Origin of the sequence: Lamprocystis purpurea DSM 4197 (assembly GCF_000379525.1) — a bacterium.
Taxonomy (GTDB): domain Bacteria; phylum Pseudomonadota; class Gammaproteobacteria; order Chromatiales; family Chromatiaceae; genus Thiodictyon; species Thiodictyon purpureum.
The window spans coordinates 24583-51297 of sequence record NZ_KB902499.1 but is presented as its reverse complement, the minus strand read 5'-3'; the positions used below and the strand labels follow the sequence as shown (position 1 = coordinate 51297).

The following is a 26715-nucleotide window of genomic DNA, read 5'->3' as shown; positions in this document are numbered from 1 at the left end:
TCGGTCATGTGCCGGCTCCTTGGTCACGCAACGGATCGGCTTGACCTGGTGCCGGCCGATTGCGGGCCTGCGCCAATAGCCGCCGTTGTTGGTCCTGCTCTGTCTGCCGGTCTTGATCGGTTGCCCGCGCGAGCCAATCGGGGGCCGTTGCGACGGGGCCGGGGGCTCCGGTCTCGCCAACGGATTGGCCTCCGCCTTGGCTGGCGATGATGGCGGGCTTGATGCTTTGGGACTCCGGCCGGTCTGCGTTGATCTTGGCGAGACCCTCGGCAATGGAGCGCGGCGGCGTGCCCCGCACCTGGATGTTCTTGGTGCGGTCGCCGGCATGTGGGTTGTAAACAAAGTGATAGTTCGGCAATTTCAGCGGGGTATGGTTGCCGAAGGCCAGGACGCGCTCCGCATCGGCCTCGCTGGTCAGTCGAAAGGCGATGCGCAGGTTGATCTGGGTCAGCAGTTCCCGGTCCAGGTCGGCGCCCATCAACGTCTGGGTGGCGAGGATGATGTGGAGCCCGAAGGCGCGTCCCCGCCGCGTGATGTCCTTGAGCAAGGCGTTGAATCGATAGGCGCCCGGCCCCGCGAACAGGCGTTGAACCTCGTCGATGATGAGGATGAGGCGCGGCAGTGGGTCCGCCGACTGGCGCTTGTTGTAGGCGTCGATGTCGTTGACGCCCTGATCGCGGAATCGCTCGCCGCGGCGGGCGATCTCTTGCGCGAAGTTCTCCAGTAACCGCTCGGCCGCACCGGTGTCGGTGTTGTCGAGATAGATCTGTTCGCAGTTGGGGTGTTCGGCGAAGGCGTTGAATTCGACGCCGGCCTTGTAGTCCATCAGATAGAGGCGGATCTGGTCGGCGCCGTACTGTTCGCCGATGCCCAGGATCAGGTTATTGAGCAGGGTCGTCTTGCCCGAGCCGGCGGCGCCGACGATGAGTGCGTGATAGCAGCCGCTGCGCCGTCCGAGGGCGAAATCGATGGCCTCCCGGCCGTCCGGGGTGAAACCGACGGCCACGCACACCGCGTCTGCTTCCGCGGTGTTTGCTTGCGCGTGCTGTGCAATGAGGGTTTCGGCCCGCTGCCGGGCGCTGTCGGATGCCTGGCAGGCATGGACCAGTCCGTAGTCGGCGATGATGGCGCGCAGCCCCGCGAGGTCTGAGCCGGTTTCCGCGAGCAGGATCGTCGCCGTTGGCGGTGCGTCTGAGGCGCTGGGAGCGGCCTGCATCGTCACCTTGAGCAGCGCTTCGGCCCAGTCGAGTGAGCCCAGGTCTTGCCCATAGGCAATGAGATAAATGCCGGCCGCGAAGTGGGCGGTCAGAAAGTCCCGCAGGTGCCCTTCGCGGGTGCTGTCGTGGCGCTCGGCGCGCTTGAGGTAGTCGTCCAGGTTCAGCAGAACCAGGGTATAGGGCTGCGCATAGTCGGGGTGGGCACGGTTGTAGTCCGTCAGGGTCGGGCAGCGGTCGTTGAGCAGGTGGTGATGACGCTCGCGCGCGGCGTCCATGAGTTCGTCGAGCAGGGCGCGGGCCTCAGCGTCTTTGTAGGCGATCCGGTAGAGACCCTGGGTGCGCAGGCTGGACAGGACCTTGAAACGGTTGTGTACGCTGTAATCGACGACCAGAATGTTCAGCAGCCCCAGCGGCAGGTGCTCCGCCAGGGACAGGGCCGCATGCTCCATAAGCACAACGGCCAAGTCGTCGCAGCCGGCGCCGATGGCAAGCAGGAGTCCGCCCGCCGCCGTCGGTACCTTGGCGGGAAGCCGCAGACCGGTTGGTGCGTGCGCGAGAGTACCAACCTCGACGGTTTCCGGAAAACCGGTTCCACCGGTCACGCGCTGCTCATGCACTGATCGAATCCCCTGTGCGGATAGATGGGTATAAAATTCAACGACCGGCGACCGGACATGGCCCTGATGTTAGGCGCGCGGCTGGCGCCGGGCAAGCGGGTTGGCGGCTACCGCGGGCGGTCCGCGGGCGCCGTCGAAAAATATGCGGCCGCCGCCGGATGCAGCGGCACGGTCAGCCCGGTGGCCGCGGTGTGGCGGTTGATCTGCGACCCGGCGGCCGATCCGGCGCCCATGAAGTCGATACGATCGAACAGGGTCGCGAGCACCCGGTTGACATCCGCCGCCGGTAGGCTGGCGGGGGCGGCTAGCAGGGCGGTCACCGCGAGCGTGCGGACTTCAGTCAGTTGGCCTGGGTAGGTGAGCGGCGGCAAGTCCAGGGGGACCAGTCCGGAGGCGGAACCGGCGAGCGCGCGCTGGACCTCGGGTGACAGTGACAGGAACCGGATCCGGCCGCGGGCCGCCGCGTCCTGGATGAGCCGTGCCGGGGCATTGATGGTGGCGATGACCGCGTCGGCCCGACCGGCCGCAAGGTCATCGAGCCCTTGCTCCAGGCTGGTCTCGTGAACCGCCCCGAGGTGCCCCAGCGCGAAGCCGCTGCCCTGCAGCAGCAGGAGCGCGTTCTCCCGACTGCCCGAATCAGGCAGGCCGATCGCGACCCGCTTGCCGGCGAGATCCCGCAAGTCCGCGATCGGCGAAGCGCTCGCGACCATGACATGCACGGGCTCCGGAAACAGGCTCGCCAGGGCGCGCAGCCCGTGATCAGGACCGGCCTGAGCGAACGGGTCGGTGCCCAGCAGGGACGCGGCAGCCAGGTTGTTCTGCACCAGGGCGAGATCCGCCCGCCGGTTGCGCAGCCGATCGAGGTTCTCCCGGCTGCCGGCCGTCTTGAGCGCATCGGCGGCGGTTCCTTGTTCGACCAGGGTCTGGGCGAGCAGTTGCGCCACCCCCAGATACTCACCGCCGGCTGGGCCGCCGGCCAGGATCAGCGCCTGATCCAGACGACCCAGCCGTTCGACGATCGAGTCCACGGCCTCGCCGACCTCCTCGACAATGATCTGCCGCTGCCGCGGGGGATCGGCCGTCTTGCGCTCATAGAGTTGCATCAGGCGCGCGAACAACTGCTGGGACTGGGCGCTGGTGGCCGGACTCAGGGGCGCCGAGGGGGTCCCCACCTCGGGCAACACCGTGACCACCGGCGCCCATCCGTCGCCGTCGCTGACGAAACTCGCGCTGCCGTGCACGGTGACCCGATCGCCGCGCTGGTTGCCGGCGGTCTTGAGTCCGCCGACACCCTTCTCGGTCGCCCCCAGGAGATTCGCGAAGCTGGCGACGCTCAAAGCGTCCCAGGAGGAGAAATCCAGATCGCGTTCGAGCGTAAGCACGGTGTTGAAGTAGACAATGCGCCGCGGCCGGCCCTGCGCATCCGCGCTCAAGGGCCCGCTGCCCATGCGGCGCAGGCTGGTCAGGGCGATGGTGTCCGGCCCGAGGGCCTGCGTCAGTCGCTCCTGCACTGTCTGAGTCACCGCCGACGCATCCGGCGCGACCTCACAGGCAGCGAGCACGACAGCGGCCAGCACGACGGCCAGCCAACGGGCAGCAATCTGAAGCGATGGGCGATGCATGATCAGAACCCGAACCAGGGCAGTGCGAGGAAGCCCTGAATCACAACGGCGTTGGTGATATCGATCAGGAAGGCGCCGATCACCGGAACCAGCAGGAAGGCGAGCGGCGAGGGACCATAGCGGCTGGTGATGGCCTGCATGTTGGCGATGGCGGTCGGGGTGGCGCCGAGTTGGAAGCCGCACTGGCCGGCGGCGATGACCGCCGCATCATAGTCCCGGCCCATGACGCGGAAGGTCAGGGTGATCGCCAAACCGACCACCAGCAGGGCCTGAAGCGTCAAGATGATCAGGATCGGCAGGGCCAGACTGACCAGTTCCCACAGACGCAGCGTCATCAGGGCCATCGCCAGAAACAGCGACAGACAGACCGTGCCGATCAGTTCCACCGTGGGCCCGTCGACCTGATAGAAGCCGCGCAATCCCAGAGTGTTGCGCAACAGAATACCGATGAGCAGACACCACACGAAGGTCGGCAGGTGAATGCCCGGCACGACGACATGCTCCGCCAGCAGCGTCCCCAGACCCAAGCAGACCATCAGGAGCAGGACCGACTCCATCAGCGACTCCGGACTCAAGGGCCGACGCTCATCCGTGGTCAGTGAGCCGGGACCCACATCCTCGGCCGTCACCGCGAGCGGCTTCAGCCCATGACGGCGAATCAGCCATTGGGCAACCGGGCCGCCCAGGACGCCGCCGAGCACCAGGCCAAAGGTGGCGCAGGCCATGGCCACCTCCACCGCTCCCTGCAAATTGTTGACCTCACCGAAAAGCTGACCGTAAGCCGCCCCGGTGCCGTGGCCGCCGGACAGGGTCGCGGAACCGCCCAGGATGCCCATCAACGGGTGCAGATCGAGCATAGAGGCAAGCGCGATCCCCAGCCCATTTTGCAGCAGCAGGGCCAGCACGACGACGGTGAACAGGATCACCAGCTTGCGCCCACCCCGCGCCAACATGCGCAGGTCGGCACCCAGCCCGATGGTCGAGAAGAACACCAGCAGCAGGGGCGCCTGGGCGCGGGTGTCGAATTGCAGCTCCAGGTCACCGCTCACCCGCGCCAGAGTGAGCAGGAGCGCCGCCGCCAGCCCGCCGATCACCGGCTCCGGAATACTGTAGGTTTGCAGCACCCCGATGCGGGTGATCAAGGCCCGACCCGCGAGCAGGACCAGGATGGCGGCGACAGCGGTCAGTGCGAGCGGGATCTCAACCTGCATGGGGATTCAAGTCCAGTCGGGATGGTCAATCAGGCCATCGCGGCACGGAAGCGCCAGGGCAGCCATCGAGCGTCGCCGACTAGGGTAAGCGAAAACGGGCGTTTGGTGCAGACCGGGTAACGCCGCGTTAGACTCGCGGCCGGAGCTTGGTCCAATTGATCACTGCGGCAACTCGACCGCATGGGGAATGTTGATGCGTGTCCTCATCATCGGCGGTACCGGCAACCTCTCCTACGCCTGCTCGGTAGCGGCCCTGGAGGCAGGGTTCGAGGTCTTCAACCTGAACCGGGGGCGCCAACCGGAACAGTCCGCTCCGGGGGTGATCACCCTCACAGCGGATATCCGGGATGGGGATGCAGCGCGTACCGTGCTCGGCGACCGACGCTTCGACGCCGTGGTCGACTTCATTTCCTACACACCGGAACAGTTGCAGGCGGGTCTCGACCTGCTGCGCGACCGGACCGATCAGTTTTGCTTCATCAGCACGGCCTCGGCCTATCGCAAGCCGCCGGTGCATCCTGTGATCACGGAGGGCACGCCGCTCGATAATCCCTACTGGGCTTACTCGCGCGCGAAAATCGCCGCCGAGCGGCTGTTGCAGGCCGAAGGGCGCGACCATGGTCTGCCCTACACCATCGTGCGCCCCTCCCACACCTACGGGCGCGGCTGGCTGCCGCTGGCCTGCGGTTCATCGGACTTCACCATCGCCGCGCGGATGCTGGCGGGCCGAGAGATCATCGTCCACGGCGACGGCCAGTCGCTCTGGACACTGACTCATGCACGTGACTTCGCCGCCGGTCTGGTAGGGCTGCTGGGCCATCCCGGAGCGCTCGGCGAAGCCGTGCAGATCATGGGCGAGGAGGTCCTGACCTGGGATGTCATCCACCATACCGTGGCCCGCGCTCTGGGGGTGGAAGCGCGCATCGTCCATGTGCCCTCGGACTTCATCGCCGCGGTCGACCCGGACTTGGGCGAGCACTTTCTCGGCGACAAGACCTACAGCGCCCTCTTCGACTGCACCAAACTCAAGCGCTTGGTTCCCGGATTTCGCGCGACCATCCCGCTCCACCAGGGGGTGCGCGAATCAGTCGACTGGCTGCTGGCGGACCCCGCCAGACAGCAAGTCAATCCCCGGCTCGACCAGCAGATCGAGGACATCCTTGCGGCCTGGCGCAGGGCCATGGCGGCGGCGGTTGGCGCGCGGTAATTGATGCTGCAAAATCCCGCGCGACCCCATCGCGGCCGGAGGCCGCTCCCACGGGAGACGGCCCGCTAATCTAAGGAGAGATCACTCCTCCGGCCCACCTTCCTCGACGGCCAATGGGACATAGCCGGCGCGCAGGGCGCCCGCGTGATGGAGATAGGCGAGGAGCTGGTTGACCGACTCGGCTACCGACAGTCGATCTGCAGCGACGTGAACCTCCGGGGTCTCCGGCGGCTCATAGGGGCTGTCGATGCCGGTGAACTGCTTGATCTCACCGCGGTCCGCCTTGGCATAGAGCCCCTTGGGATCACGCTTGCGGCAGACGTTGATGTCGGTATCGATGAAGACTTCGACGAACTGACCCGCGGGCAGGATATCGCGGACGATCTGGCGATCGGCCCGGAACGGCGAGATGAAGGCGGCCAGCACGATGAGCCCGCCGTCGACCATCAGCCGGGCAACCTCACCGACCCGCCGGATGTTCTCCTTGCGGTCCTGATCGCTGAACCCCAGGTCTTTGCAGAGGCCATGGCGCACATTGTCCCCATCGAGCAGATAGGTATGGTACCCCTGGGCAGTCAGGACCTGCTCCAAGGCCCCGGCAATGGTGGACTTGCCCGACGCGCTCAGACCCGTGAACCAGATCAGCAGCGGATGCTGGGACTTTTGATCAGCACGGGTCGCTTGGTCCACCGGGTGGCTGTGCCAGACGATGTTATCGGCCATGGAGTTGACTCCTTCGATTGCAAATGTAGGTCGATGACGGACGGACGGGGGCAGCGAGCCAGTGCGTCCCGTCGCGCCCCGCCAACCTGGTCTTTTACCTGGAATCGGGGGTCGCTGTCTATCCGCGATGGCAGGACCTGGCATGACGGCGACGACCCGCCCGCGCCGCCCGATTCGTGCCAGGCTTGATCCCTGCGATTCCAAGACCGGACGCCTGCCGCTCATACGATGGGCAGAGCCGTGACGGTGAAGAACCGCGCCAGCTCCAGCAATCGTCGAGTCTGCCGGGGCCGATCCCATCCAAAAACATTGCATACCACGCTCGGCGCGGTTTAGTCGTGCAGCCCACATTCCCGTTTGAGCCCGAAGAACCGCGTCTCCTGCTCATGCATCCCCGGCTCCAGTGGACGACTGGTATGGGTGTCACCCACCGAGACATAACCATGCTCCCATAGTGGATGATAGGGCAGATTGTGGTGCTGCAGATACCGATAGACATCGCGGTTGTTCCAGTCGATGACCGGATGGACCTTGAAACGCACATCCTGGACGCGCAGCACCGACAAGCCCGAGCGGCTGTCGGCCTGAGACCGGCGCAGCCCGGCGAACCAGGTGCCGACGTCCAGTTCCTTCAGTGCCCGCTGCATGGGCTCCACCTTGTTCAGCCGGTTGTAGAGCGAAATCCCCTCCAGCCCCTGCTCCCAGAGCCGGCCGTGGCGCGCCTCCTGCCAGGCCGGGGAGGTCGCGGCCCGGTAGATGTGCAGGTTGAGTCCCAGGCGCGCGGTCAGTTCGTCGATGAATTGGTAGGTCTCCGGGAAGAGATGGCCGGTGTCCACCAGCACCACCGGGATGCCCGGCGCGACCCGCGTCACCAGATGCAGCATCACCGCCGCCTGGATACCGAAGCTGGACGAGAGCAGATGGCGTCCGGGCAGGTGCTGCAAGGCCCACTCCACACGAGCGGTCGCGTCCAACCCCTCCAGTTGAGTGTTCATCCGGGCGATGGACTCGGCATCGTCGCCGAGCATCGGATCGAGGTCAGTGCGTACCATGGGGAACCTCCACTGGATTCGGAACGGGCGGCGTGATCAACCCGACCCGCAGACTGAAATCGCCGAGACGCTCGCCCGGCCCACGTTCGGCGGCGAAGCGCCGGAAAAGCGCATCCAGGACGGCCAGGATTTCGGACTCGTTGAGATTTTCGCGATATGGCCGGTTGAGCCGCAGCCCCGTGCCGTCACCCCCGAGCAGCAATTCCAAATTTGGGCGGCATCGCGCGATCCCTGGTGGATGCGGCGCGCGCGACCGCCGTGCCGGGCCCCTGACACCGAGCGGCGCGCCTTATCCACCCTACAGCGGAGCCGGTTTTGTAGGGTGGATAAGCGCAGCGCATCCACCATCAGCCTCGCGGCCGGCACGCTGTTGGCGACGGCCACCCAAATTTGGAACTGCTGCCGTCGACCCCCTGCACCCAACCGTACCGATCCCCCTGGTCGGTAAAGACCGCCGGGCGGGCCGGCGCAAAACGCTGCCCGGCGCGCTGCTCCACCTCGGCCTTGAAGGCGTCCAGTCCCATCCGATCGATGGTGTACTTGAGCCGGGCGTGACGCCGGCTGATGCGGTTGCCGAAGTCACGCTGGGTAGTGAGCACCGCTTCCGCCACCGCCGGCACCTGATCGGGTGCAACGAAGCCCAGGGTGTCGGCCAGCCGCGGATAGGTGCTCGCATCACCATGGGTCGTGCCCATGCCGCCGCCGGCCAGGCAGTTGAATCCGCTCAACCGATCGCCGTCCGCGATGGCGATGAAGCCGAGATCATTGGTATAGACATCCACATCGTTGTGGGGCGGCACCGCGACCGCGGTCTTGAACTTGCGCGGCAGGTAGGTCTCGCCATAGAGCGGCTCGGACTCGGCGCCGTCGACCGGCTCCCCGTCGAGCCAGATCTCGTGATAGGCGCGGGTGCGCGGCAACAAGTGCTCGCTGATGCGCCGCGCCCAGTCATGGACCTGCGCGTGCAGCGCGGACACGACCGGGTTGGGGTTGCACAGGACGTTGCGATTGACGTCCCCGCAGCCGCCGATGGAATAGATCCGCGCCCCCGCATCGAGCCAGCGCCACAGCTCGGCCCCCTCGGCACGCAGGCGGTCCTGCACATAGACCCGTTGCGCGGTGTCGCGGGAGAACGCGGGGCTGAAGCGGTGCAGCACGCCGGCCTTACGCAGCCGCAGCCAGTCGGCCTGATAGAGAAAGTCCCGCTGAAAATGCCGATTGCCGAAGACCAGCCAGTTGCGGCCAGAGTCGCCCACGGCGGCGCGCTGCTGGAGGAAGGCGCGGAAGGGCGCGATGCCGGTTCCGGCACCCACCAGGATGATCGGCGTGCTCCCATCCACGGGGAGGTGGAAGCCGGGGTTCTCGAGCACATAGCACTCCAGGTCGCCGCCCGCCGCCAGCCGCTCGGCCAGGAATCCGGAGGCGCCGCCCAGCCGGTCCTGGCCGTTGCATTGATAGCGCAGGGTGCTGACCGTCAGATGGACCTCGTCCGCGGTCTCCGCCGGGGCCGAGGCGATCGAATAGAGTCGCGGCGCCAGCGGTTGCAGCAGCCCGGCGAAATCAGCGGCCTGGGGGCGTGCCGGGTACCGGGTGATGAGGTCGATCACCTGGCGCGACCGGCACCAGGCACGCAATGCCTCGCGGTCCTGGGCCAGGCCCGCGAGTTCCGCAGCGCCGCTGAGCCGCGCCCAGGCGGCCGCCACCGTCGGGTGGAGCCGGGTCAATTCCAGACGTGCGGTCAGGGCCTCGGCCAGAGCCAGGGTGTCTCCGGCGATCTCCACCGGCGCATCCTCGGCCAGCCCGGCAGCGGCGAGGACAGCACCGACCAGGGCGGGGGCATTCCGGAACCAGACCCCAAGCGAATCCCCTGGGGCATAGTCGATGGCCTGGGGATCGATCTCCAGGGCCAGATGCCGCACCTCGGCCACCGCATCGCGGGTCGTGATGGGACGGTTATCAAGCACGGTGGCACGGAAGGGGTGGTCCCGGTCAGGCCGCACCGGAGCCGCAACACGCAGCGGCACCACCTCCGCATCCCGGTGCGCCGCGACGCCCGGCGACGCCGCGGCGAGTTCCGCCTCGACCCGCTCCAGCACCACGGGGAACCAGCCTTCCGAGACCAGCCGGAAATCCAGATCGGCATCCACCCGGTCGATTACCCGGCGGGCACCCAGCTCCGCCAGACGCGTATCGAAGACTTTGGCCGCCTGGCAGAACTGCGCATAACTGGAATCACCCAGACCGAAGACACCGTAGCTCAGATCCGTAAGTTTCGGCGCACCCTGGCCGAAGAGCACACGGTGCAGCTCCAGGGCGGCTTCCGGGGGTTCACCCTCGCCCTGGGTGCTGATGACCAGCAGCACGAATTGCTCCTTGGCCAGATCGCGGGGCCGGAAGTCGGCGACCGAAACCACCCGGTGTGCCAGTTGCCGGGCCGCCGCCTGACGCCCCAGTGCTTCCGCCACGGAGCGGGCGTTGCCGGTCTGAGAGGCATAAAGGATGGTCAGACGGGCCGTCCCGGCAGCCGCGACCGGGGCTGCGGCAAGCGCCGGCCGGCCAACCGCCAGGCCCGCCAGATAACCGCTGGCCCAGGTCAATTGCTCGCCGGTCAGGCCGCGGATCGCCTGCGTCAGGCGTTGGAGTTGGAGCCCGTTGACGGGCGCTGCCGGCAGCGCCGTGGACGGGCCGACGGCGGCCGGCTGGGCTGAAACGGCGCGATTGGTCTGCATGGGGCCACCTTCAAGACTGTGGACGGACACGAGGTCCCTTGGGTCGCCATCTTGGTGTGGGGCAGATATCTTGTAAAATGACGTTTCTTGAAAAGTTATTACGAAATGAGATATCAAAACCCGCCATGGAACTGCGCGAGCTGAAATCCTTCGTCGCCGCGGTGGACTGCGGACTCAATGTCAGCCAGGCCGCGGAGCGGCTGCACCTGGTACAGTCGGCGGTGTCGCAACACCTCGCGCGCCTTGAAGCGGAGTTGGGCACCCGACTCTTCGTGCGCCAGGGCAAACGCCTGGCGGCACTCACCCCGGCCGGCGCACGGGTCCTGGACTATGCACGCCGGGTCCTGGCCATCCGCGAGGATATCCTGACCGTCGGGCGTGATCATGTGGATGAAGCCACCGGGGTGCTGCGCATCGGCACCACCCATACCCAGGCCCGCTATGTGCTGCCCCCGGTGATCCGCGCCTTCCGGCACACTTATCCGCACGTCGCCTTACAGATCCATCAGGGCACGCCCCCGCAGTTGGCTGATCTGGCCGCGGCCGACACGGTCGACTTCGCCATCTGCACCGAGGCCCTGGCCGCCCATCCGGCGCTGACCACCCTGCCCTGCTATCGCTGGAACCGCAGCCTCATCACCCCGCTCGGCCACCCGATCCTGGAACGTCACCCCCTGAGCCTGGAACTGATCTGCGAATACCCATTGATCACCTATGTCTTCGGCTTCACCGGCTCCAGCCGCCTGCGCTCCACCTTCGCCCGCATGGCCCTGGAGCCGGACGTCGTGTTGAGCGCCGCGGATACCGACGTGATCAAGACCTATGTGCGTGAAGGTCTGGGCGTGGGACTGATCGCCACCGTCGCCTATTCGGCGCGCACCGACACCGACCTGGCGGTCCGCGATCTGAGTCATCTCTTTCCCTGGGAGACCACCTTCATCGCCTACCGCCGCGACAAATACCTGCGGCGCTTTCAGCAGCACTTCATCGAACTGCTGCAGCGCATGGTGCAGAGTCAGGGGGTGGTGAGTGGGGAGTGAAGGTTACGCAGTAACCCCGTGGGAGCGGCCTCCGGCCGCGATGGGGCCGCGCGGGATTGCGACCATCGAGATTCACCGCGGCACCGCGTCGCGGCCGGAGGCCGCTCCCACGGGCTGGAGGCTGGCTGCACTCTCCAGATTATTCGTGACTCACTGGGCAATAACGATTCCCAGCCAAGTGGTCAGATCCATCAACCTTCCGTTCTCGATAAGCGTACGGATCTGCAGTGCGGCTCCGCGGCCTGACTCGGCGTAGGCTGCCAATACGCCTTGAGGATTGATGTGTACGACGGTCATGGTCAAGTTCTCACAGCGGCAGCGCCATGTTCACTGCGTAGAGCCGATCCGCAAGCGCATCCTTAGCCATCGGCGACGGCTCAATGAGCACCGCATTCAGCCCCAACTCCAAAGCCACCTGCCCAGTGGTACCGCTCCCGGCGAAGGGGTCGAGCACCGTGTCGCCAGGCCGGGCCGTGGGGAGCAACATCTGTCTGACCAGCGAGCGCGGCCACATGGCCACGTGCCGGTAAGGGGACGCCTCGGGGTTGATCTGCCAGACGCCATCCGGGGACTCGTCGTCGTCCGACAAGATGCGCGCCTGCGTCTGCCACACCGAGCCGGCATTCGTCCGATCGCCGCGCCGGAGACTGGAGCGGGCGGGGATGTCGATCGCCCGGCGGTCAAAGCGATAGTCCGGCCGTTTGGAGAAAAGAAAAAGAAACTCGTAATTGCGGGAGGGGCGGTCCAGGGTCGGCTCGGGCATGGCATTGCCCCGGGCCGTTTGTGTCTCGATATTGACCAGCGACTTGGCCCACACGATAGTGCGCCGGCAGATCCACTGAGGACCGTCACCGGCGCCGACAAAACGCCTGAATTCCGAGTCGGTCATCGCCAAGTGGAACCGGAACGGCACCCCCATCTCCGACTTGTGTCCGATCGTTGGGACATAATGCTTGAAGAATTCGGGTTGCCGACGCAGTGCGTCTGCATAGCCTTTGCCACCCGCGGCGAAGCGGCCATTGGACCCGTCGGGGGCATTGGTCGTTCCCTTTTTGCCCTGCCGATTGTTGTAGGTGTCTGCCAGGTTGACCCACAGACAGCCATCGTCCTTTAGTACCCGCCAGACCTGATCGAAGACATCGAGCAGATGACGCACGAACTGGTTGGGATGGGCCTCGTGGCCGAGCTCACCTTCCCAGCCGTCCGGCCAGGTCGCGGTGGTGCCGTAGCGTCGGAGCAGATAGAAGGGCGGCGACGTCAGTGCGACCTGAGCCGAGCCGTCGGGCAGACTGCGCAGACCGCTCAGCGCGTCGCTATCGAGGATTTGCAGGGATTCGTGGGTGTTCATCGGGCCTTCAGGTGGCGGCGGGCGCTCGTGCTGCTGGGGGTTGAGTATACCCGAGCAGGACTGACCCGATCTTTGCTTGAAACCACCGCCGGCCCGCTTCCGTTGGGGTCTCAGCAGTCCACCCAATCCCGCGCCTTCGCTGGTGGACTGCGCTGCGCTTGTCCACCCTACAAGGCTACGAGACCCGCGTGGCCGGAACCGTGATCAAGGCCCTCAGCTGTCATCCTGTCGTCATATTTGCGACATATACTGTTCATCAGAACGTCACGGGGGCGTCAGCCGGAGTCGCTAGACTGGCGAGCGATGAGTTCACCCGTCTTTTTTGTCACACGAGTCGTAACCTATGAACAAGACTTTGCTTGTCACCGCCATGACCCTCGCCGCTGCCGCTCTGTCCGCCCAGGCCGCGGCGCGCGATGCCATCACGATCGTCGGCTCCTCCACGGTGTTCCCCTTTTCCACCGCGGTGGCTGAGAACTTCGGCCGCGGCGGAAAATTCAAGACCCCCAAGGTCGAGTCCACCGGCACCGGCGGCGGCATGAAGCTGTTTTGCGGCGGCACCGGCGTCGACCACCCGGACATCACCAACGCCTCGCGCGCGATGAAGGCCTCCGAGTTCGAATCCTGCGAGAAGAACGGCGTCAAGGGCATCACGGAAGTCAAGATCGGCTACGACGGCATCGTGATCGCCGAATCCAAGTCCGGTCTGGACATGACCCTCACCCTCAAGGATATCTTTACCGCTCTGGCCAAGGATGTACCGGACGCCTCGGGGAAACTGATCCCCAACCCGAACAAGACCTGGAAAGACGTGAACCCGTCCCTGCCGGACGCCAAGATCGAGGTGCTCGGGCCGCCGCCCACCTCCGGTACCCGCGATGCCTTCGTCGAATTGGCCATGGAAGGGGGCTGCAACGCCTATCCGTCGATCAAGGATCTGAAAAAGACCGACGAGAAAAAGCACAAGGCGGTGTGCCAGGGCGTCCGTGAGGACGGCGCCTTCATTGAGGCTGGCGAGAACGACAACTTGATCGTCCAGAAGCTGGTGGCGAACCCCAAGGCGCTGGGCATCTTCGGTTACAGCTTCCTCGAACAGAACGCCGATAAGATCCGCGGCGTGAAAGTTGGCGGCGTCGCGCCCGAGTACGACAGTATCGCCAGCGGTGATTATCCGATCTCCCGGTCGATCTACTTCTACGTCAAGAACGCCCATGTCGGCACCATCCCCGGCATCAAGGAGTTCGTGACCGAGTTCACCAGCGACAAGGCCTGGGGACCTGATGGCTACCTGGCCGACAAGGGCCTGATCGCCCTGCCCGATGCGGAACGCAAGGCCGAGGCACAGAGCGCCAAGGCACTGACGCCGATGGAAAAACCGGCGAAGTAAAAACCATTCCGAACCCCGCGGGGCGCGCGAACAGCGCTGACCCCGTCGGCAGACAGACCATCGGCGGCGCCCTGCGGGGCGCCGTCCGCGTTACCGAACCAACAGGACCCTGATGCACACCTGGACTCTCTTAGTCGCGCTGCTCGCCGCCGCGGCCCTGGCGTATCACGTCGGCCGCAAGCGCGCCATCGCCACCGCGGGCGGCAGCGGACGCATCAACACGCTGCACTCGCTGCCCGCGTATTACGGCTTTTATGCCGCGATGTGGGCGGCCATCCCAGCGCTGTTGCTGCTCGGTCTGTGGTTGGGTGTTCAGGATCAGGTGATCACCACACTGGTGAAGGCCAGCCTGCCGCCGCAGAGCGTGGCGGAACTGACTCCGGGAGCGCTCGGACTCCTGATGAACGACGTCAAGAACGTCGCATCCGGCAACATCGCCTCAGGGGCCGTGACTCCGGCCATCCAGACCGCCGCCGATCATTACGCCCGCCTGCAGCACCTGGCACGCTGGACCCAGTGGCTGCTGGTGCTGGCCATCTCTGTCGCCGGCATGTCCTTCGCATGGAGCCAGACCCGCCCGACCATGCGCGCCCGCAACCGGGTCGAGTCCGTGGTGCTCGGCGTGCTGATCCTGTTCTCGTCGATTGCGGTGCTGACGACGCTGGGGATCGTTCTGTCGGTGGTCTTCGAGTCCTGGCAGTTCTTTCAGAAGATCGCCCCTTCGGAGTTCTTCCTGGGCACCCTGTGGAGCCCCCAAACCGCCATGCGCGCCGATCAGGTCGCGGCGGACGGCGCCTTCGGCGCGGTGCCGCTGTTCACCGGCACCTTGCTGGTGTCATTCATCGCCATGATGGTGGCTGTGCCCATCGGGCTGATGGCCGCCATCTACCTCTCCGAATACGCCCCGCGCAAGGTGCGCTCGGTGGCCAAGCCGCTGCTCGAGATTCTGGCCGGCATCCCGACCGTGGTGTACGGCTTCTTCGCGGCGCTGACCCTGGCGCCGGTGATCCGCGACCTGGGCGAACAACTGGGCTTCGCGGTCGCCTCCGAGAGCGCACTGGCGGCCGGTCTGGTGATGGGCATCATGATCATCCCCTTCGTTTCATCGCTCTCGGATGACGTGATCAACGCCGTACCCCAGGCCATGCGCGACGGATCCTATGCCCTGGGCGCCACCCAATCGGAGACGATCCGGCGGGTCGTGATCCCCGCCGCCCTGCCCGGCATCGTCGGCGGTGTGCTGCTGGCGGTGTCCCGCGCCATCGGCGAGACCATGATCGTGGTCATGGCCGCCGGGCTCACGGCCAACCTGACCGCCAACCCGCTGGCCAGCGTCACCACGGTCACGGTGCAGATCGTCACCCTGCTGACCGGCGACCAGGAATTTGACAGCGCCAAGACGCTGGCCGCGTTCGCCCTAGGCCTGACCCTGTTCCTGGTCACCCTGACGCTGAACATCATCGCGCTGCACATCGTGCGGAAGTATCGAGAGCAATATGAATAATCCGGCTCCTGCCGCGAGTGCGCCGCCGCCCGCTCCCGCCCGGCGCACGATCGATATCGTCAATGCCAGCCTGAAGCGCCGCTATGCCCGCGAGGCGCGCTTCCGCTTCATGGGTGCCTCCGCGGTGTTCCTGGGACTGCTGTTCGTGGCTGTCCTGTTCGGGGATATCGTATCGAAAGGCTATACGGCCTTCGCCCAGACCTATATCCAGGTGCCGGTCTATTTCGACCCGGCTACACTGGACCCGGACGGCAACCGCGACCCACAGACCCTGGCCAACGCGGACTACCTGGGCCTGGTGAAAGCGTCGCTGCGGACCCTCTTTCCGCGGGTGACCGGGCGCCCCCAACAGCGCGAACTCTATGCCCTGATCAGCGCCGGGGCACCCCAGCAGATCCAGACCATGGTCCGCCAGTACCCCTCGGTCCTGGGGACCACGCGGGATGTCTGGCTGATCGCCGGGGCCGATGTGGATATGCTGGTCAAGGGTCAGATCGACCGCGAGCTGCCGGAGGCGGACCGCCGCATCAAGGACAGCACCCTGACCCTGGTGGATCAACTCAAGACGGAGGGACGCATCGAGCAGCGTTTCAACACCGGTTTCTTCACCAACGGCACCTCGCGTGAGCCCGAATTGGCGGGCATCGCCGGCGCCCTCGCCGGAACCTTTTATACCCTGGCGCTGACGCTCCTGCTGTCTTTCCCCATCGGCGTCGGGGCCGCGCTCTACCTTCAGGAGTTCGCCCCCAAGAACCGCTGGACGGACCTGATCGAGGTCAATATCAACAACCTGGCGGCGGTGCCGTCCATCGTCTTCGGTCTGCTCGGGCTCGCGGTCTTCATCAACGTCTTCGGCGTGCCGCGCTCGACCCCGCTGGTGGGCGCCCTGGTGCTGGCCCTGATGACCCTGCCGACCATCATCATCGCCAGCCGGGCCGCCCTGCAGTCGGTGCCGCCCTCCATCCGCGAGGCCGCGCTCGGCGTCGGTGCGTCCCCCTTGCAGACCCAATTTCACCACGTCCTGCCGCTCGCCCTGCCCGGCATCATGACCGGCGCCATCATCGGCATGGCCCGCGCGCTCGGCGAGAGCGCGCCGCTGCTGATGATCGGCATGATCGCCTTCATCGTCGACATTCCCCAGGGCGTCACCGACTCCGCCACGGTGTTGCCGGTACAAATCTATCTGTGGGCGGACAGCCCGGAGCGCGGCTTCGTCGAGCGCACCTCCGCGGCCATCCTGGTCTTGCTGGGTTTCATGGTCGTGATGAACCTGGCCGCCGTCCTGCTGCGCCGCCGCTTCGAGCGGCGCTGGTGACACCGGATGCGTCCCACCCACCCAATTCGAGATCCGTTATGAATGCTCTAGCCAGTGAGATCGTCCGTGATACCGGCGCCGTGAGTGCCGCCGATTTGGCCCGGGGCGGCCACTTCAGCGGGACCATCGGCGACATCACGACCCCCGACCCACGCATGGTCTGCCGCGAGGTGAACGTCTGGTACGGTGACAAGCACGCCATCAAAGACGTGAGCCTGGACATCGGCAACCATCAGGTGGTGGCCATGATCGGCCCCTCGGGCTGCGGCAAGTCCACCTTCCTGCGCTGCCTAAACCGGATGAACGACACCATCGACGGGTGCCGGGTGCGGGGCTCGATCACCCTGGACGGCCAGGAGATCTACGACAAGGGACTGGATCCGGTGCCCTTGCGTGCCCAGGTCGGCATGGTCTTCCAGAAACCGAATCCGTTCCCCAAGTCCATCTACGAGAACGTCGCCTATGGAGCGCGCATCCACGGTCTGACCAACTCCAAGGCCGAGCTGGACGCGCTGGTGGAAACCAGTTTGCGCAAAGCCGGTCTGTGGAACGAGGTCAAAGACCGTCTGGACCAGCCCGGCACCGGCCTTTCCGGCGGTCAGCAGCAGCGCCTGTGCATCGCCCGCACCATCGCCGTGTCGCCGGAAGTGATCCTGATGGACGAGCCCTGCTCGGCCCTGGACCCGATCGCCACCGCCATCATCGAGGAACTGATCGACGAACTGCGTGAGCAGTACAGCATCGCCATCGTCACCCACTCCATGCAGCAGGCCGCCCGCGTCTCCCAGCGCACCGCCTATTTCCATCTGGGCGATCTGGTGGAGGTCGGCGAGACCACCCAGGTCTTCACCAATCCCCGGCATAAACTGACCGAGGACTATATCACCGGACGGTTCGGCTGATGGGCGCTGCGCCGTCCGGGGGGTCTCTCCAGGGAGGCGCCAAGACGATCGAACACCCGCATCGGGTGCGCGCCTATGATGAGGAGTTGACCCGCCTGCGCGGCCTGATCCTGGAGATGGGGGAGCGGACCGTCGAGCAGATCCAGGGCGCGGTCAGTGCCCTGCTGGGCCCGGACCTGAGCCCGGCCTACCGGGTGCTGGACCGCGAGCCCCAGATCGACTTCCTGGCGCTGGACGCGGACGAGGAAGTGTTCCGGCTCATCGCGCGCCGTCAGCCCACGGCGGTGGATCTGCGCATCGTCCTCGCGTTGGCACGGATCGCCGCCGAGGCCGAACGGGCCGCCGACAAGGCCGCGCGCATCGCCAGCCGCGCGCTGGAGTTCCGCGCGGACGACACCCGGTTACCACCCCCGATCCAGGACGCCTTGCGGGCCTTGGACGAGGTGATCTGCTGTGCCTTCGAGCGCGGCGTCGCGGCTGTCTCGCGGTTCGACATCGACCTGGCGGTCGCCGTCTTCGAGGACGAGGCCGAGATGCGCTCCGCGGCCGGCACGTTGCACCAGACGCTGATCGCGCCAGCCACTGCGTCGCTGCCGGCGATCAAGCTCGCCCCGCTCGTCATCGTCGCCCATACCCTGGAGCACGTCGGCAAGCACGCCTGCGCCATTGCCGAACAGGTCATCTACGTGGCCGAGGGCAAGGACGTGCGCTTCCGCAATCGGGAAATTCTGGTCGAGACACTGCGCCATCGCGGGGGTTAGGCGCCTGGAGCGCACGAAGACTTTGTGGGAGCGGCCTCCGGCCGCGATGGGGCTCGCGGGATCCTGAGCATCGGCGTCACCCGTCGCGGCCGCGGGCCGCTCCCACCGCAGATCGTCATCTTGCGGAAACTCCATGCGTGAGGAACACTGACGGCTGTTTGACTCGGCCCCCATACCGGAGACACGCCATGTTACCGCAACCCAAACCCCATCTGACCTTCGAGGACTGGCTGGAAGCCGAGCGCGCATCCCTGGAAGGCCGCAGCGAATATATCGACGGCGAAGTCTTCGCGATGACCGGGGCGAGCGCGGCCCACAACGCGATCGTGAGAAATATCAGCGGTCTGCTTTGGATGCAGATGAAAGGCCGCCCCTGCCAGGTCTATGCCAACGACATGAAGGTGCGTGTCCGAACCTCCAATATAGGGACCTATCCGGACCTGGTCGCCTTTTGCGCCGAACACGAATTCCAGGACAACCGCCGCGATATCCTGCTCAACCCCAGCCTGATCGTCGAGGTCCTCTCCGGCTCCACCGAAGCCTATGACCGTGGCGACAAGTTCGCCCTCTACCGCCAAATCCCGAGTCTGCGGGAATACCTCCTGGTCTCCCAACATCAGGTCGCGGTGGATCTCTTTACCCGCGGCGAGGACGGCCGTTGGACCCTCACGGATTTTTCCGACCTGAGCGACTCCATTCATCTGGCCAGTCTGGACTGCACCCTGGACTTGGCGGAGGTCTACGATAAGGTCGAGTTCGTGCCCGCGTGATGCTGCGCCGGGTCCGTGACATCGGCGAATCGCCGCTTGAGTCGCTCGCCGAGTCCTTGAGGCGGTGCGGACAGGCCGCCCGCGGCCTGCGTTCACGCTCGCCAACACTTCGAAAAATGATCTACAATTCACCCCAATAGCGCTCTCGGGCGCCGTGCGGACCCCCACGGATGCCCGGTTGGTGCCGCATCGAACGGCCGCCCGGGTGGACAGACGCCGCCCGTCAGCGGCCGGCGACCCGGGGCGCGGGGATACAATCGCCTCTCGAAAGACGGCGGCGACCGCAGCGGGCATCGTGCCAGGATGGATCGGACTGGTCCAACAAACGTTTATCCTTCGTGCGCGCCAGGCGTCGTGCCACGACCGGGGATCAGCGTGGCGCGCACGACGGATCAGCGCTTAGTCGTTAGGTCTCACAACAAGACGCTCCTTCGTGCCACCAATCCCAATACCAAAGCCCTCAATCCTTGACGGCTGCGGAGATGCGGCGGATTTGATTGAGCAATTCAGCGCACTACCAATGGCCGCGCGAGCCGAATCGTCGGGGAAAGCCCGAGAGTTGGCGCGCTGGCTAAAGGGTCAGGGACTGTGGGACTAACAATTAGTGCGCCAGTCGGATTCGCTCAGCGCCTGACAGCAAAGTATGGACTTACGCTGCCGGTAGACGTGCGCTCCATGCTGGAGCGCTATGCAGATGTCGTCGAAACCCGTATTCCAATCAGAGGAATCGATGGCGTCTGTTTGAACCTCAAGGTTCCCGGGAAGAAGCCTCGTGTCATTATCAACTCTTCTAACTCACGGCTCCGGAGGAGATTCACAGAGGCGCACGAGTTAGGCCACATAATCATTCCCTGGCATATGGGTACTATCGTCGATCACCTAGACCCGGAGCATGTCGAGTCAAGTGATGACTACTGGGTGTTCGAGGAAGAAGCCAATCAGTTCGCCGCAGAACTCCTGATGCCCTCACCTTGGCTCGGCGAGCTCATTGAATCCACTCCAAATCTCAGCACGGCGCACAAGCGAATATGCGAGCGCTGCGAAGTATCCGCTCTTGCTGCGTCCAGGCGCCTCGGTTCGCTTCTTCCGGAGAACATAGTTTTTGTTTGCCAGAAGGACAACGAAGAGCGGCATCGGTAACTGCTGCGTGTATGCAGCGATTCCATGACAGAGACGATCTGCGGAGTTTTGCCGCGCATCCAAACTTCATGGATTTCGTAATAAAGCGGGCCACGGAGTTGACGCAGTGAGACCGAACCCCTGGAGAGGAAAAGAGGTCAGAGGAGAATGGCCCTAAGTTTAGCGGGAGGATTAATAGGAACAATAGCTTACGCGAGCGCGCTCCACAGCGCTCGCGCTAGCACACAAACTCCATTGTTTCGCTGTCCGAGCGTTGCAAGCATCGCAACGATTCGTTGGTTCCGTGCGTGGCGATAGAAGCCTTTCAAACGTTGGCGGCCTGGTACGCCCAGGCGACGTAGCAAATCGAAACCCGATAGACATCGGGCTGCTAATGCCAAATAGAATCGTTTCTCCGATTGCGACAACGATTGTATTCGTTGTTTATTTGATCTCTCCGATCCGCGAGACATCCAGGGTCTCTAACTCAGCCACCCGCTCGGGCGTGTAACCCAATCCGGCGTAGTCCATAATGCCGTTCGGCGCATGGCAGTCGACGCACTGCCAGGCGTCTTTCTTGATCCCGTGGTTGATCATCAGGCTGCCCATCTGACGCATCCAGTGCGGCTCGACATTGACCAGTTTTCCGTCCACCAGCGGGTACCTGGCGTCCCAACCCTGAGTCACGCCGAAGTAGGACATGAACTCATCCATCATGTAGAGCTTGAACGGCGTCTGATACATGCGCACCACGATGGGGTCCTTGATGGATTGGATGACTGCCGCCGCACTGTCACCCGTTTCATAGTAGGTCGCGTAATCGAACGGCAGGATCATAGCCCCGAAAGGTCCCTGATTCCCCATATCCTCATACATCATGGCGTTGAAGATCTTGAATGGGTAGATCCGGCTCTCCCCCTCGTTCATCGCCCGGCGCAGGTTCTGCTGGATCATCTCCTGACGCCTGGCGAGCATGGCCGGCGAGAGTTGGGACAGCGGATCGGTCGCCATTTTCACATAGGCATCGACATCAATGTCCGGATATGCCTTCTTGAGTTGCTCAACATTGGCACGGACCGCCGCGAGCGACTCCGGATCGGTGATGCGCACCAGTTGATTCATCAATGGGTTGTAGTCCAATGAACCATTGGGATTATTTCCCAGGGCATTGGCGAGGAAGGTGCCGTTGCCGTTGAACCATAGATAGGTAAAGCCCTTGCCGGTCTGACCCGAACGGTAGATGTCGGTCGGGATATAGACCCCCTCCTCCGCGTCCCAGGTGGGATGGACCCAATCGCGCAGCACGACATTGTTGTCTTGCAGTGATTTGATGTGGCAGGTTTCGCACGCCAGCCGGGCGATATGGCCGTTCAGCAGGGCCTTGTAATCGGCGTTGTTGTGCGGTGCGCGCGAATGGCAGGACTCACAGGAAACGTCCTTGCCGGGAAGATCATTGGCCACCAGATCGACGCCCTTGCGGCCGCGCGGAATCCGGTGCCCTTCCGGAACGTGGCAGTCAGTGCATTGAATCTTGGCCGCGGCGTGGACATCATCCTCCGGGCTGAACGGATTGCCGCGCTTGGCCCCGCGATGCAGCAGGCGCCGGTTCTCATGGCCCAGAGCCTGGGCGGCCTGATTGTGGACATAGGCATCGCCGCCCATATTGTGCTGATGACAGCGCAAACAGTTGGCGTTGGTCACCGGCCGCACGGTGAGCGCGGCGGCGAGACTGCGGTCCTGATTCCAGCGCCGCCCGCCCTGATCCTGGATGACATAGCGCTCATTCATATCATACTGCGCGGCATGACAGATCAGACAGTCGATCCCCTCCTTGGCATGGGTCGGCACATCCCCCACGGGCATCATCTTCTCGGTAGCGGGCTGGTAGTTGCCGCCGATATGGCATTGGCCACAGCCTTCGCTGCGCAGTTCGACCTCGCCAGGCTTGTCTTCCGGCCGGCTCTTGACCAGGGCGGCCCAACCGGTCCAGGAGAAGCTGCCGGGGATACCGCAGGCGCGGTTGATCTTACCCACCGGGATTTTGCGCGACCCCGGACCATTGACCTGACGGCCGTCATAACCATAGGTCGAGAAGCCGCCCGAGTCGCTCTGGAACTTGAAATGCACCGAGTCGACCAGGTTCTGCAGGGTGTCGACCTCCGTGCGGATGCCGTCTGCATGCTCCACCGGCATCCGCGCATGACAGCGCAGACAGGTCTCGGGTCCGGCGTAGCGGCGGATGCCGGCGTCGCGGAAATACTTGATATGCGGATAGTCGGTGTCACGCAGGAAGGAGTCCGTATTCATCAGGATCTCCATCTTGACCTTGCGGGCAAAGGGATCCTGTTGATCCGAGACCTGCTCCGCGGCCTTGGCCTCGCGCGCGGCCAGGGTGAGCGCGCGGGCGAGCGTCTCGAACTGCTCCGGACTGACCTCCTGACTGCTGGCAAAATTCAGCCGGGGATTGGACTCGCCGACATACCATTGGAACATGACCGGATAAAGGAACTGGTAGGCCAGCCAGCCGGCCAGCAGCACCGCCAGACCGATCAGCAGACGCTTGCGCGCGGCCCGTGACACGACCTGCGACAATGAACCTGTCATACGTCCTCCCGATGCCAACCGGTGATCATCGCCCGATGGTTGGAGAACAGGGTGGTGCCGGTGGTAATGATGTAGAGGTGGGTCAGCAGGAAGAGCACCAGCAGGTAGGCCACCGTCAGATGCGTCATCGCGACGACCCAAACGCTGCCGATACCGAACAGGGTCTCCGGCAGATAGGGGACCAGCAGGAAGGCCCAGCCGCTGACGATCAAGAGCGGCATCAGGGCGTACATCACGCCAAGATAAGTGAGCTTCTGCAGCTCGTTGAACTTTTCGGACTCACTGGGGTGGAACGGATGTGGCGCGTTGCGAAAGATGCCGACGGCATAGTACCAGGACTGCTCGGTCATACGCGTCAGCCAGCCCCGCCAGTGGATACGATAGAAACGGCCATTAGCGGTCACCAGATTCCCCACCACAAAGACGATCCATCCGATGGTGAGCAGAATTCCGGCGATATTGTGCACCGGCCGGGCGGTTTCGAAGGCGAGCAGCCAGGTGACGCCGGAGAAATGCATACTGGCCCCGGACAGGATCAACACCAGGAACAACAGCGCATTGATCCAATGCCAGGCCCGGACCCACAGCGAATAGAGATAGAGCGCGTTCATGCTTGACTCCTCTTGGCCAGATAGGCCCGGTAGCGACCCACGCCATGGGCGATCAGCCCCAGCAGGGTGAGTCCAAGCAGGCCCAGCGCCAGTCGGTCGATCAGGACGTTGCGACTCATGCCGACCACATAGGCTTGATTGAACACCGCCGTTGACAGCAGCCCCTGGCTGGCCATCGCCTGTTCGGAGCGGTAGGAATACAACTGATTGAGCAGGGTCGATCCCTTGGAATGGCAATCGTCGCAACTGCGCACCCCCTGTCCGGCGGGGAGGATCTCATGGGAAGGCAACGCGGACTGCTGGGTATGGCAATCGAGGCAGCGCACCGCCTTCCAGTGGGCTTCCCGATTCGGCAGCCAGGCATGGCTGACCTGGGTCGGGTCCTGGAACGCCGTGTGGCAGGACATGCAGACCCGATTGTGCCCCTGCACGATCTGTTCGATGGCTTCACCGGGCTGGGTGGCGCGGAACACGTGCGCGTTGTGACAGGAAAAACAGGTCAGCTTTTGCTCTTTCAGCCCCGGGTGTTGCCGGTCCGGGTTCTCGCGCACGTGGACGCTGCGGTCGAACTCGGCCTCGACGGCTTTGAAGCGATACCGCTCGAACTTGGGATCATCGTCGTGGCAGCCCGCGCAGGTCAGGGCCTCATCCGCGGACCCCTGGCGGTGGGGGTAACGCACATAGTCCTTGTCATGACAACGGGTACAGGCCAGCGCGGCATGGTTGGATTGGGCGAAGCGGTCGCGATCGATGTGGAGATCCCGGATCTCACCGGTCGTCGGGTCCCGATACGCGATGGTCTCCATCTGGTGACACACCAGACAGGCCTTGCGCTCGGCGGCTATCTGCGCGTCGTCCTGGACCTCCGCGGCCAGCAACTGGCCCGCACCGAGCAACGCCAAGACCGCCGGAAGGTTTCGGATCGATCCGCGACCGATACGGTCCAGCCACCCGGCCCACCACGGTCGGCCGCCCGGCGGGTTCATCGTGCGGGGCGTCGCCGGAACCTGCCGGAACCAATCGACCGAAACCCTGTAGAACCTGGTTCGAAAAATCGCTGCAAGGGCTGACTCAGGCATGGCACTCAACAACTCAGGGCAATGCACGATGACTCCTCCGTTCTGACACCCTCGGCGCGGCCGGCAAGCCGCTCGATCAACGCGATGGCATGGTCCAGGAACGCGGCTATCCGGCGTGACGCCACCCGCTCCGACAGTCGATAGATCAGCCACTGATCCCCGCGTCCTTCGACGAACCACCCTGGGTCGGCCAGGAGGGCGTCGATGGTCCGCGGGAAGAAGACGCGGCGGATGGCCGCGTCGTCACGCACCTACAGAGTATATATCGATCTCGGAAATCGTCACGGCCGTCGACGGTCAGTCCGTTCAGCCCCCGCCGGCCGGGCGGCCGTGGCGGCGGCTGGCGCGCCGTTCGCGCAACTGGAGCAGGGTCCAGACCGGACCCGAGACGGCATACCCCAAGAAGCCCAGGAACAGCACCACGGGGGGATGGATCAGGATCAGGGCGACCGCCAGCATCACCACCACGGCCAGCAGAAAGGACACCCGCCCCTGAACATCGAGCTGCTTGAAGCTCCAATAGCGGAAGTTGCTGACCATCAGCAGTCCGGCCCCGGCCGTCAGGAAGGCCGCGAGCCAGGAAACATAGGAGGGATCGATTCCCTGGTCGGCACCGATCCAGACACCGCCCGCCACGATGGCGGCGGCCGAGGGGCTGGGGAGCCCCTGGAAGAAGCGTTTGTCCGCCGTTCCCACCTGCGTGTTGAACCGGGCCAGGCGCAAGGCCGCGGCGGCGCAGTAAACGAAAGCGGCCAGCCAACCCACCTTGCCGAGCCCGCCCAAGGCCCAGTGGTAGGCGACCAGGGCCGGGGCGACCCCGAAGGCCACCATGTCCGACAGGCTGTCGTACTCGGCCCCGAAGGCGGTCTGGGTGTGGGTCATGCGGGCCACGCGCCCATCGAACCCGTCGAGCAGCATGGCCGCGAAGATGGCGATGGCGGAGGCTTCGAACCGCCCCTGGGTGGCCGCGAGCACGGCGTAGAACCCGGCGAACAGTGCCGCGGTGGTGAACAGATTGGGCAGCAGATAGATGCCGCGGGGACGTTTACGAGGAACTGGGGTTTCTTCCATACGGGTGCTACCGGGCCGAAGGACTTGGGGCGCGAGTATAGCCGGGGACGGGCACGGAGCCCTAAGGAAACCCCGCGCCAGGAGTCTGGGGGAACCTGAGCGCCCTCGGCTCCATTGAGGCCCAGACGCCAACACGCGCCTGCTCGACTCCGACCACCCGGCGCACCTCTCGCGCTAGGCCCGCGCCGATCAGCTGCCGGGGGCCGTTCGCCAACCGCGCACTCGACTGGTTGGTCCAACCAGCGGGGTGATGTACGCCCGCAATTCGGCGACCATGCGCTTCCCCAGGGCTGCCCGCACTTTGATACCATTGGCGGGGGCAAGGTGGGCGGTTTCTTGATCAGGAGCATTGCGCATGGCCACCTCGGTGGTACAACTGTACGAAGCACTGGCCACTGCGCCGGACGAACGGGCCCGCGCGCGCGTGATCGCGGAGGCCTTCGAGCGGCTGGAGGAACGCTATCCGCACCTGCCGGACCTGGTCACCCAAGGGCATCTGCGCGAGAGCGAGCTACGGTTGCAGAAAGAAATCGCCCAAGTGCGCGCCGACTTGAGCGAAACCGAACTGCGGTTGCAGAAGGAAATCGCCCAGGTGCGCGCGGACCTGACGGTGCAGATCGAGCAACTGCGCGGCGCGGTCAAGACCGATATCGAGCAACTGCGCGGCGAGGTCAAGACCGGGATCGAACGGAGCCGCAACAGCCTGTTGCTGTGGTTGATCCCGCTGATGTTCGCGCAGGTGGGAGCCATCGCGGCGCTGGTGAAACTCCTGTAGTCGGAGCGACGCGGAGTCCAGGGCTTCAGCCCTGGAACGGCGCCGCGCCAA

At 64.8% G+C, this 26715-nt stretch carries 24 protein-coding genes; 10 read left to right on the top strand and 14 right to left on the bottom strand.

The window, feature by feature from the left end:
- Window positions 1-4 precede the first annotated feature (4 nt).
- From A39O_RS0115285 to gltS, 3 genes are all read right to left on the bottom strand, one after another.
- Complete coding sequence (locus A39O_RS0115285; protein WP_020505534.1) at window positions 5-1834, bottom strand: FtsK/SpoIIIE domain-containing protein; 1830 nt, start codon at window positions 1832-1834, stop codon at window positions 5-7.
- Between the two features lie 107 nt (window positions 1835-1941).
- Window positions 1942-3456 carry a TAXI family TRAP transporter solute-binding subunit gene (locus A39O_RS0115280; protein WP_020505533.1) on the bottom strand — a complete coding sequence of 505 codons (1515 nt, stop codon included), beginning with the start codon at window positions 3454-3456 and terminating at the stop codon, window positions 1942-1944.
- Between the two features lie 2 nt (window positions 3457-3458).
- Window positions 3459-4667: a sodium/glutamate symporter gene (gene gltS, locus A39O_RS0115275; protein WP_020505532.1), complete on the bottom strand. Its 1209-nt coding sequence runs from the start codon at window positions 4665-4667 to the stop codon at window positions 3459-3461.
- Between the two features lie 193 nt (window positions 4668-4860).
- Between gltS and A39O_RS0115270 the strand changes: the two genes are divergently transcribed.
- Window positions 4861-5874 carry an NAD-dependent epimerase/dehydratase family protein gene (locus tag A39O_RS0115270; protein WP_040527936.1) on the top strand — a complete coding sequence of 338 codons (1014 nt, stop codon included), beginning with the start codon at window positions 4861-4863 and terminating at the stop codon, window positions 5872-5874.
- Window positions 5875-5955: 81 nt separating this feature from the next.
- On the opposite strand, the gene cysC is transcribed toward A39O_RS0115270, so the two are convergent.
- The 4 genes from cysC to A39O_RS38545 all read right to left on the bottom strand — a co-directional run bounded on the left by cysC (window position 5956) and on the right by A39O_RS38545 (window position 10378).
- Window positions 5956-6597 carry an adenylyl-sulfate kinase gene (gene cysC, locus A39O_RS33695; RefSeq protein WP_020505530.1) on the bottom strand — a complete coding sequence of 214 codons (642 nt, stop codon included), beginning with the start codon at window positions 6595-6597 and terminating at the stop codon, window positions 5956-5958.
- Between the two features lie 332 nt (window positions 6598-6929).
- Complete coding sequence (locus A39O_RS0115260; protein ID WP_020505529.1) at window positions 6930-7649, bottom strand: phosphoadenylyl-sulfate reductase; 720 nt, start codon at window positions 7647-7649, stop codon at window positions 6930-6932.
- Window positions 7636-7857: a hypothetical protein gene (locus A39O_RS40850; RefSeq protein WP_020505528.1), complete on the bottom strand. Its 222-nt coding sequence runs from the start codon at window positions 7855-7857 to the stop codon at window positions 7636-7638. Before A39O_RS40850 ends, A39O_RS0115260 begins: the two co-directional genes overlap by 14 nt.
- Window positions 7858-7996: 139 nt before the next feature.
- A complete protein-coding gene (locus A39O_RS38545; RefSeq protein WP_020505527.1) occupies window positions 7997-10378 on the bottom strand; it encodes a flavodoxin domain-containing protein in 2382 nt (793 codons plus the stop codon).
- Between the two features lie 125 nt (window positions 10379-10503).
- Between A39O_RS38545 and A39O_RS0115245 the strand changes: the two genes are divergently transcribed.
- Window positions 10504-11418, top strand: coding sequence for a LysR substrate-binding domain-containing protein (locus A39O_RS0115245; protein WP_020505526.1), 915 nt, complete (start codon window positions 10504-10506; stop codon window positions 11416-11418).
- Between the two features lie 150 nt (window positions 11419-11568).
- Here A39O_RS0115245 and A39O_RS40845 read toward each other — a convergent pair whose 3' ends face one another.
- Both A39O_RS40845 and A39O_RS0115235 read right to left on the bottom strand, forming a co-directional pair.
- Window positions 11569-11715 (bottom strand): hypothetical protein, encoded by a 147-nt coding sequence (locus A39O_RS40845; RefSeq protein WP_020505525.1) that lies wholly within the window; start codon window positions 11713-11715, stop codon window positions 11569-11571.
- A 10-nt stretch (window positions 11716-11725) separates the two neighbouring features.
- Window positions 11726-12766: a DNA-methyltransferase gene (locus A39O_RS0115235; protein ID WP_020505524.1), complete on the bottom strand. Its 1041-nt coding sequence runs from the start codon at window positions 12764-12766 to the stop codon at window positions 11726-11728.
- Window positions 12767-13109: 343 nt separating this feature from the next.
- On the opposite strand from A39O_RS0115235, the gene A39O_RS0115230 reads away from it, so the two are divergent.
- From A39O_RS0115230 to A39O_RS38540, 7 genes are all read left to right on the top strand, one after another.
- Window positions 13110-14153 carry a PstS family phosphate ABC transporter substrate-binding protein gene (locus A39O_RS0115230; protein ID WP_020505523.1) on the top strand — a complete coding sequence of 348 codons (1044 nt, stop codon included), beginning with the start codon at window positions 13110-13112 and terminating at the stop codon, window positions 14151-14153.
- 112 nt (window positions 14154-14265) lie between these two features.
- Entirely contained in the window at window positions 14266-15657 is a 1392-nt protein-coding gene (gene pstC / locus A39O_RS0115225; protein ID WP_020505522.1) for a phosphate ABC transporter permease subunit PstC, read from the top strand.
- Window positions 15650-16972: a phosphate ABC transporter permease PstA gene (pstA, locus tag A39O_RS0115220; RefSeq protein WP_020505521.1), complete on the top strand. Its 1323-nt coding sequence runs from the start codon at window positions 15650-15652 to the stop codon at window positions 16970-16972. The genes pstC and pstA overlap by 8 nt, the downstream gene beginning before the upstream one ends.
- A gap of 38 nt (window positions 16973-17010) precedes the next feature.
- Window positions 17011-17874, top strand: a complete 864-nt coding sequence (pstB, locus tag A39O_RS0115215) for a phosphate ABC transporter ATP-binding protein PstB (protein WP_020505520.1) — start codon at window positions 17011-17013, stop codon at window positions 17872-17874.
- Window positions 17874-18635 (top strand): phosphate signaling complex PhoU family protein, encoded by a 762-nt coding sequence (locus A39O_RS0115210; protein WP_020505519.1) that lies wholly within the window; start codon window positions 17874-17876, stop codon window positions 18633-18635. Before pstB ends, A39O_RS0115210 begins: the two co-directional genes overlap by 1 nt.
- 188 nt (window positions 18636-18823) lie before the next feature.
- Window positions 18824-19405: a Uma2 family endonuclease gene (locus A39O_RS0115205; RefSeq protein ID WP_020505518.1), complete on the top strand. Its 582-nt coding sequence runs from the start codon at window positions 18824-18826 to the stop codon at window positions 19403-19405.
- Between the two features lie 675 nt (window positions 19406-20080).
- Complete coding sequence (locus A39O_RS38540; protein WP_020505517.1) at window positions 20081-20545, top strand: ImmA/IrrE family metallo-endopeptidase; 465 nt, start codon at window positions 20081-20083, stop codon at window positions 20543-20545.
- A 423-nt stretch (window positions 20546-20968) separates the two neighbouring features.
- Here A39O_RS38540 and A39O_RS0115195 read toward each other — a convergent pair whose 3' ends face one another.
- From A39O_RS0115195 to pssA, 5 genes are all read right to left on the bottom strand, one after another.
- Entirely contained in the window at window positions 20969-23128 is a 2160-nt protein-coding gene (locus A39O_RS0115195; protein WP_020505516.1) for a multiheme c-type cytochrome, read from the bottom strand.
- Window positions 23125-23739, bottom strand: coding sequence for a cytochrome b/b6 domain-containing protein (locus tag A39O_RS0115190; protein ID WP_020505515.1), 615 nt, complete (start codon window positions 23737-23739; stop codon window positions 23125-23127). Before A39O_RS0115190 ends, A39O_RS0115195 begins: the two co-directional genes overlap by 4 nt.
- Window positions 23736-24725 carry a hypothetical protein gene (locus A39O_RS0115185; protein WP_020505514.1) on the bottom strand — a complete coding sequence of 330 codons (990 nt, stop codon included), beginning with the start codon at window positions 24723-24725 and terminating at the stop codon, window positions 23736-23738. Before A39O_RS0115185 ends, A39O_RS0115190 begins: the two co-directional genes overlap by 4 nt.
- A gap of 98 nt (window positions 24726-24823) precedes the next feature.
- A complete protein-coding gene (locus A39O_RS0115180) occupies window positions 24824-25069 on the bottom strand; it encodes a hypothetical protein (protein ID WP_020505513.1) in 246 nt (81 codons plus the stop codon).
- Between the two features lie 55 nt (window positions 25070-25124).
- Complete coding sequence (gene pssA, locus A39O_RS0115175; protein WP_020505512.1) at window positions 25125-25889, bottom strand: CDP-diacylglycerol--serine O-phosphatidyltransferase; 765 nt, start codon at window positions 25887-25889, stop codon at window positions 25125-25127.
- Window positions 25890-26244: 355 nt separating this feature from the next.
- Here pssA and A39O_RS0115170 point away from each other — a divergent pair, with 355 nt between their 5' ends.
- The gene (locus A39O_RS0115170; protein ID WP_020505511.1) at window positions 26245-26664 is read left to right on the top strand and encodes a hypothetical protein; all 420 of its coding nucleotides are present in this window, start codon (window positions 26245-26247) and stop codon (window positions 26662-26664) included.
- Window positions 26665-26715 lie beyond the last annotated feature (51 nt).

What these genes read in the sequence shown, in the direction of transcription:
- A39O_RS38540 (WP_020505517.1), top strand. Translation starts at nt 20,081, where the DNA reads ATGCTGGAGCGCTATGCAGATGTCGTCGAAACCCGTATTCCAATCAGA.
- A39O_RS40845 (WP_020505525.1), bottom strand. Translation starts at nt 11,715, where the DNA reads ATGACCGTCGTACACATCAATCCTCAAGGCGTATTGGCAGCCTACGCC.
- pstC (WP_020505522.1), top strand. Translation starts at nt 14,266, where the DNA reads ATGCACACCTGGACTCTCTTAGTCGCGCTGCTCGCCGCCGCGGCCCTG.
- A39O_RS0115190 (WP_020505515.1), bottom strand. Translation starts at nt 23,739, where the DNA reads ATGAACGCGCTCTATCTCTATTCGCTGTGGGTCCGGGCCTGGCATTGG.
- A39O_RS0115235 (WP_020505524.1), bottom strand. Translation starts at nt 12,766, where the DNA reads ATGAACACCCACGAATCCCTGCAAATCCTCGATAGCGACGCGCTGAGC.
- pstB (WP_020505520.1), top strand. Translation starts at nt 17,011, where the DNA reads ATGAATGCTCTAGCCAGTGAGATCGTCCGTGATACCGGCGCCGTGAGT.
- A39O_RS0115245 (WP_020505526.1), top strand. Translation starts at nt 10,504, where the DNA reads ATGGAACTGCGCGAGCTGAAATCCTTCGTCGCCGCGGTGGACTGCGGA.
- cysC (WP_020505530.1), bottom strand. Translation starts at nt 6,597, where the DNA reads ATGGCCGATAACATCGTCTGGCACAGCCACCCGGTGGACCAAGCGACC.
- A39O_RS0115205 (WP_020505518.1), top strand. Translation starts at nt 18,824, where the DNA reads ATGTTACCGCAACCCAAACCCCATCTGACCTTCGAGGACTGGCTGGAA.
- A39O_RS0115195 (WP_020505516.1), bottom strand. Translation starts at nt 23,128, where the DNA reads ATGACAGGTTCATTGTCGCAGGTCGTGTCACGGGCCGCGCGCAAGCGT.
- pstA (WP_020505521.1), top strand. Translation starts at nt 15,650, where the DNA reads ATGAATAATCCGGCTCCTGCCGCGAGTGCGCCGCCGCCCGCTCCCGCC.
- gltS (WP_020505532.1), bottom strand. Translation starts at nt 4,667, where the DNA reads ATGCAGGTTGAGATCCCGCTCGCACTGACCGCTGTCGCCGCCATCCTG.
- A39O_RS0115210 (WP_020505519.1), top strand. Translation starts at nt 17,874, where the DNA reads ATGGGCGCTGCGCCGTCCGGGGGGTCTCTCCAGGGAGGCGCCAAGACG.
- A39O_RS38545 (WP_020505527.1), bottom strand. Translation starts at nt 10,378, where the DNA reads ATGCAGACCAATCGCGCCGTTTCAGCCCAGCCGGCCGCCGTCGGCCCG.
- A39O_RS0115170 (WP_020505511.1), top strand. Translation starts at nt 26,245, where the DNA reads ATGGCCACCTCGGTGGTACAACTGTACGAAGCACTGGCCACTGCGCCG.
- A39O_RS0115260 (WP_020505529.1), bottom strand. Translation starts at nt 7,649, where the DNA reads ATGGTACGCACTGACCTCGATCCGATGCTCGGCGACGATGCCGAGTCC.
- A39O_RS0115280 (WP_020505533.1), bottom strand. Translation starts at nt 3,456, where the DNA reads ATGCATCGCCCATCGCTTCAGATTGCTGCCCGTTGGCTGGCCGTCGTG.
- A39O_RS0115185 (WP_020505514.1), bottom strand. Translation starts at nt 24,725, where the DNA reads ATGAACCCGCCGGGCGGCCGACCGTGGTGGGCCGGGTGGCTGGACCGT.
- A39O_RS0115230 (WP_020505523.1), top strand. Translation starts at nt 13,110, where the DNA reads ATGAACAAGACTTTGCTTGTCACCGCCATGACCCTCGCCGCTGCCGCT.
- pssA (WP_020505512.1), bottom strand. Translation starts at nt 25,889, where the DNA reads ATGGAAGAAACCCCAGTTCCTCGTAAACGTCCCCGCGGCATCTATCTG.
- A39O_RS0115270 (WP_040527936.1), top strand. Translation starts at nt 4,861, where the DNA reads ATGCGTGTCCTCATCATCGGCGGTACCGGCAACCTCTCCTACGCCTGC.